The sequence below is a fragment of the Variovorax sp. P4_D9 genome (genome assembly GCF_056401695.1).
Map to the genome: position 1 here is coordinate 1 of NZ_JBFUIU010000708.1, position 4,490 is coordinate 4,490.

Below are 4,490 nucleotides of genomic sequence, written 5' to 3' on the forward strand. Positions count from 1 at the left end.
GCACACCGACGCGCACCTCCATGCCTGCCGCCCGGTGGGTCGCCAGCACATGCGCCGACAGCTCCGGCGACACCGCGCGGCTCAGCAGCCGCGGCGCGCTCTCGAGCACCCGCACCTGCTTGCCGAGCGCCAGTGCCGTGGCCGCCACCTCGAGCCCGATGAAGCCACCGCCGAGCACCGTCACATGCCGAGCCGCAGTGAGCAAGGCGCGCAATTGCGCCGCTTCGTCGGCGGCGCGCAGCAGGGCCACGTTGGTCAGCCCGGCCAGCGTCGACAGCCGACGGGCGCGGGTGCCGGTCGCGAGCACCAGCCGATCCCAGCCGAGAACGGCCCCCGAACGCAGCGTGACCGTGCGCGCGGCGCGATCGATCGCCAACGCCGGGTCGCCCAGGTGCATCGTGATGCCGGATTCGGCATACCAGGCCTCGGCCCGATGCGGCTGCAGCTGCTCGTCCGGGCTCTTCAGGAAGGTCTTGGACAAGGGCGGCCGGTGGTAGGGAACGGCGGTCTCCTCGCTGACCAGGTGGACTCGCGCGCCCTGCCCGGCCTCGGCCAGGCCGGCACACAGCTGGGCGGCGGCATGGCCGCCGCCGATGATCACGATGTTCGAATTCATGCACTTTTCCTGTCGTCGATCCGCACAATGATGCGGTCGTGCCCGTGACTGTAGCCTTAGGATGCAGGCGGGGAATTCAAAGCAGAGAGAGACCAGACGATGAAGATTCGCATCATCGGCGGCGGCCCCGCGGGACTGTTCTACGCCTACCTCATGAAGCGCGACGACCCGTCGCACGACATCCGCGTGTTCGAGCGCGATGCCGAGAACGCCACGTACGGCTGGGGCGTGGTGTTTTCCGACGTGGCCCTGGCCTTCGTGCGCGAGCTGGCACCCGAGCTCTACCGCTCGATGACCGAGAACCAGGAGGTGTTCGACGAGATGGCGGTGGTGCACCGCGGCGTGCAGGTCAAGCTGGCGCACAACACCTTCCATCGCATGGCGCGCATCGACCTGCTCAAGGCGCTGCATGCGCACTGCCGCCAGGTCGGGGTCGCGATCGAATTCGAGCGCCGCCTCGACGATGTCGCGGAGTTCGCCGATGCCGACCTGGTCGTGGCTGCCGATGGCGCCAACAGCGCGATCCGCACCCGCATCGCCGAGCACTTCGGCCCCACGCTCGACGAGCGGCCGAACCTTCTCGCCTGGTATGGCACGACGCAGCTGTTCGACCCGCTGTCGCTGATCTTCCGGCAGAACCCCGACGGCCTCGCGATCGCCCACACCTATCGCTACAGCCGCACCCACAGCACCTTCCTGGTCGAAGTCGACCCCGACACCTTCCACCGGGCCGGCCTCGACCGGATGGACGAGGCGCACAGCCTGGCCTGGTGCGAGAAGGTCTTCGCCGACGACCTGCAGGGCCACCGGCTGCTGTCGAACAAGTCCAACTGGTTCCGCTACACGATCGTCAAGAACCGCCGCTGGCACTGGAACAACATCGTGCTGATCGGCGATGCGCTGCGCACCGGGCATCCGTCGGTCGGCTCCGGCACCCGGCTCGCGATGCAGGATTCGATCGCGCTCTTCGATGCCTTCAAGACCTGCGGGCCCGACGTGCCGAAGATGCTCGAGGAATTCGTGCGGATCCGCCAGCCCGGCTCCGACTCGCTGCAGCAGGCGGCCATCAAGAGCACCGAGTGGTACGAGAAGCTCGGTCCCAAGCTGCCGCTCGACCCGATCTCCTTCGCCTACGACTACGTCACGCGCAGCGGACGGGTCGACCATGCCGACGTGCGCAAGCGCGACCCCGAACTCGCGGCGGCCTACGAGAAGCTGCACCCCGAACTCGTCTTCTGAAACGGAGGAACCCACGATGCTCGAAGGCTGCGTCCCCTGGCCCGCCGAAGCGGCGGCCGAATACCGCCGGCTCGGCCTGTGGGAAGACCTCACGGTGGCCGAGATGGTCGAGCGCACGATGCGCTCGGTGCCGGACAAGACCGCGCTGGTCTTCGGCGACCGGCRCATCAGCTACGAAGAACTGGTGCGCGACTCGCGGCGCCTCGCCATGGGGCTGCTCGATCTCGGGCTGAAGCCGCGCGAGCGCGTGGTGGTGCAGTTGCCGAACCTGCCGGAGTTCGTCATCGCCTACCTCGCGCTCAACTGGATGGGCGCGATCCCGGTGATGGCGCTGCGCGCGCACCGGCATGCCGAGGTGCGCCACTTCATCCGCGCCTCGGGCGCCAGCGCCTATCTGCTGCCCGACGTGATGGGCCGCTTCGACTATCGGCCGATGGCGGCCGAAATGGCGGCCGAGTTCTCTTCGCTGCGCCACCTGATCRTCGCTGGCGAACCGGCGCCGGGACAGCGCGCGCTCGACCCGCTGATCGCCGGCGACTCGGTGACCGACCGCGAATCGGTGGCCCGGCTGGCTGCGGTGCGGCCGTCGCCCGACGAGGTCTCGACGATGCTGCTGTCGGGCGGCACGACCTCGGTGTCGAAGCTGATCCCGCGCACCCACAACGACTATGTGCTCAATGCCCGGCTCTGCGCCCGCGCCGCCGGTTTCGACCGCGACACGGTCTTCATGGCGATCCTGCCGCTGGGCCACAACTACAACCTGGCCTCGCCGGGCCTGCTCGGCACCTTCGCGGCCGGCGGCACGGCGGTGATCGCGACCGGCAACGAAACCGAAACTATCTTCGCCACGGTCGAGCGCGAGCGCGTCTCGGTGATCGCCAGCGTGGTGCCGCTGATCGCCGGCTGGCTCGACAGCGAGGTGCCGAAGCGCTTCGACCTCTCCTCGCTGAAGGTGATCCAGAACGGCGGCGCGCGGCTCGCGCCCGAGCTGCGGATGCGCCTGGCCAGCCGCTTCGGCTGCACGCCCCAGGAGATCTACGGCACCGCCGAAGGCCTGATCAACATGACCCGGCTCGACGACCCGGAGGACCTGCTGTTCGAAAGCTCCGGCGCGCCGGTCAGCGAATACGACGAGATCAAGGTGCTGGACGACGACGACCGCGAAGTGCCCGACGACGAGACCGGCGAGCTGGTGACGCGCGGGCCGTACACCATTCGCGGCTACTACAACGCACCCGAGAAGAACGCCGAGGCCTTCACGGCCGACGGCTTCTACCGCATGGGCGACATCGTGCGCAAGCGCGGTCGGCACCTGTTCACCGAAGGCCGGCGCAAGGACCTGATCAATCGCGGCGGCGAGAAGATCAGCTGCGACGAGATCGAGAACCTGATCTTCGGCCTGCCGCAGGTGAAGGGCGTGGCGCTGGTCGGCCTGCCCGACCCGGTGTACGGCGAAAGAGCCTGCGCCTGCGTCATCCTGCAGCCCGGCACCACGCTCGACTTCGACGAGCTCATCGCCTACCTGCGGCAGCAGAAGATCGCCTCGTTCAAGCTGCCCGAGCGGCTCGAGATCATGACCGAGTTCCCGGTCAGCCCGGTCGGCAAGATACTCAAGCGCGAATTGCGGGAGAAGATATTGGCATGATCGAGCTTTACCACTGCGTCAATGCTAGGTCCTTCCGTCCGCTCTGGACGCTCGAGGAACTGGGTGCGCCCTACCAGCTGCGGATGCTGCCCTTTCCGCCGCGCGCGCTGCAGCGCAGCTACCTCGAACTCAATCCGCTCGGCACGGTACCGCTGCTGCTCGACGGCGCCACGCGCATGACTGAGTCGGCCGCGATGTGCCAGTACCTGGCGCAGCGCTTCGACCCCGACAACCGACACGGGCTCGCGGTGCTGCCCGTCGAGCCCGGCTTCGGCGCCTGGCTCAACTGGCTGCATCACGGCGAGGCGACGCTGACCTTCCCGCAGACCATCGTGCTGCGCTACGGCCGCTTCGAACCCGACGAACGCAAGCTGCCGCAGGCAGCGGACGACTACGCCAAGTGGTTCATCGCCCGGCTGCGCGGCATCGACGCGGTGTTGCAGCAGCATGAGTTCCTCGCCGCCGACCGCTTCACCGTGGCCGACATCTCGGTCGGCTATGCCCTGATGCTGGCCAACGAGCTCGACCTGGTGCCGCGCTTTCCAGCCGCGGTGGCAGCCTACTGGGAGCGGCTGCAGCAGCGCGAGGGCTTCCGGCGCGCGCTTGCCGCGCAGCACGATGCGGCGGTGGCGCAAGACGTCTCGCCGTCGACCTCCACCCGGCCGGCCTGAGCTTGCCGGCATGGACTTCCATCACCCCCTATTCGAAAGCCTCGCTCTGCCGCTCATGCTGTCGTTCGCTGCCACCGGCCTGCTGCGCGCCGGCCTGGTGCGCGCGGGCCTGGGCGAGGTCCACGGCGGGCGCTGGGCCGCGTCGGGCGTCGCAGCGGCGATCATCGTCGCTTCTGCCTGGGTGCTCGGCTGGCAGCTGTGGCCCGACAGCCTGACCGGGGAATTGCCCTGGATCTACGCCGCCGCCGCGTTGCTCGGCCTCGGCCTCGAAGGCATGCGGGCACTGAAACGCACCACCTGGCTCGCCAGCTGCGTCCTG

5 protein-coding genes are annotated in these 4,490 nt (G+C 68.6%); 4 read left to right on the forward strand and 1 reads right to left on the reverse strand.

Features of this window, described 5'->3' with window-relative positions; genetic code table 11:
* A partial coding sequence (locus AC1DY5_RS43170; RefSeq protein WP_478120559.1) for an NAD(P)/FAD-dependent oxidoreductase occupies positions 1 to 616 on the reverse strand: 616 nt, incomplete at its 3' end.
* Between the two features lie 99 nt (positions 617 to 715).
* On the opposite strand from AC1DY5_RS43170, the gene AC1DY5_RS43175 reads away from it, so the two are divergent.
* From AC1DY5_RS43175 to AC1DY5_RS43190, 4 genes are all read left to right on the forward strand, one after another.
* Complete coding sequence (locus AC1DY5_RS43175; RefSeq protein WP_478120560.1) at positions 716 to 1,855, forward strand: FAD-dependent monooxygenase; 1,140 nt, start codon at positions 716 to 718, stop codon at positions 1,853 to 1,855.
* A gap of 16 nt (positions 1,856 to 1,871) precedes the next feature.
* The gene (locus tag AC1DY5_RS43180) at positions 1,872 to 3,500 is read left to right on the forward strand and encodes a (2,3-dihydroxybenzoyl)adenylate synthase (protein ID WP_478120561.1); all 1,629 of its coding nucleotides are present in this window, start codon (positions 1,872 to 1,874) and stop codon (positions 3,498 to 3,500) included.
* Positions 3,497 to 4,171 (forward strand): glutathione S-transferase family protein, encoded by a 675-nt coding sequence (locus AC1DY5_RS43185; RefSeq protein WP_478120562.1) that lies wholly within the window; start codon positions 3,497 to 3,499, stop codon positions 4,169 to 4,171. The genes AC1DY5_RS43180 and AC1DY5_RS43185 overlap by 4 nt, the downstream gene beginning before the upstream one ends.
* Before the next feature lie 10 nt (positions 4,172 to 4,181).
* Positions 4,182 to 4,490 (forward strand): hypothetical protein (locus AC1DY5_RS43190; protein ID WP_478120563.1); only part of this gene is annotated, 309 nt, incomplete at its 3' end.

Coding starts and splice junctions, on each gene's coding strand:
- AC1DY5_RS43175 (WP_478120560.1), top strand. CDS start 716: ATGAAGATTCGCATCATCGGCGGCGGCCCCGCGGGACTGTTCTACGCC.
- AC1DY5_RS43185 (WP_478120562.1), top strand. CDS start 3,497: ATGATCGAGCTTTACCACTGCGTCAATGCTAGGTCCTTCCGTCCGCTC.